This window comes from Acrocarpospora phusangensis (assembly GCF_016862995.1).
Classification (GTDB): domain Bacteria; phylum Actinomycetota; class Actinomycetes; order Streptosporangiales; family Streptosporangiaceae; genus Acrocarpospora; species Acrocarpospora phusangensis.
The window spans coordinates 1-1,086 of record NZ_BOOA01000207.1 but is presented as its reverse complement, the minus strand read 5'-3'; the positions used below and the strand labels follow the sequence as shown (position 1 = coordinate 1,086).

1 pseudogene is annotated in these 1,086 nt (G+C 67.7%); it reads right to left on the bottom strand.

Features of this window, described 5'->3' with window-relative positions:
• Positions 1-826, bottom strand: a pseudogene (locus Aph01nite_RS40950) (hypothetical protein); the annotation flags it as partial.
• Positions 827-1,086: the final 260 nt, after the last annotated feature.

Sequence of the window (1,086 nt, the reverse complement as noted above, 5' to 3'; positions counted from 1 at the left end):
CCGCGCCCGTGCCGAACTGCGCCTGGGCGAGCCGTCGGTAGCCGTTCGTCTTGTACGGCAGATCGACGATCTCCGACGTCTGCGGGAACTCCTCGGCCAGACCGACGATGCGGTCGGTGACCTCGGTCGCGTCCATGTAGTGGTCGACGAAGTCGGAGACGTAGTGCGGGCCCGGTGACTTGCGGGGGGCGCCCAGCCACTTGGTCACCGGTGCGGTAGCCGTACCGCCGCGGCTGCTGGTGATCGTGACCGTGGCCGGCTCCTGGTCGATCGCGAGCGGCGAGGAGAACCGGTGGTACATGTACTGACCGGCGTCGGTGAACCGGGACATGGTCGCCGTGCCGCCGCCGTCCCAGGTGGCGGTGAGGACGGTCTGCGCGTCGGTCGCGCTCGACTTCACCTCGACCGACAGGAAGCGCTGGTTGTCCACGCTGGTGAACCACTCCGCGCGGAGCACCGTCAGCCTGTCCACCTCGGCCTCGGCCAGGGCCGCCTCCGCCAGGGCCTGGGCCCGTTCGGCCTTGTTGGCGGCGAAGTCGCTCTCGTCGGAGATGACGCCACGGAGGTCGAAGCCCTGGTCCCGGAGGCGGTCGGCCTCGGCGGGGCTGAGGATGGCGTGCACCTCGATGCCGTCGTCCACGGGCTTCTTGTATTCGGCCAGGTCGACGCCCATTTCGGCGAGCCGGTCCACATCGGCCTGGTCCGGTACGACGATCCGGATCAGGGCGACGCCGTCCTGGTCGGTGGCGGGCAGCCGGTCGGGGGTCACTTCGCTCACCGGCGGGCTCGGGTCGGCGAGCACCGGGAGCGGGCTGACGGCGATCACCAGGGGTAATGCGAGCGCAACGGCTAAGCGGCGAGCTCTCACTGACGTTCCTCCATCTGCGCGCGGGCCAGGTGGGGGAGATGAGCCTGGCGGGACGCACGCAACTCGAGGGAAGTCTTTTGCAACGGTCCGATTTCCGTCAAGCAGCCCTTTTTACCGTTTAAGGTCTTTTTCGGTAACAGTCTTATTTCTAAGCATTTTTAGGGATATAACGCACGCCTGCGCCGGTGGAGCGGGGAAGCTCCACCGGCGCCGGGTGA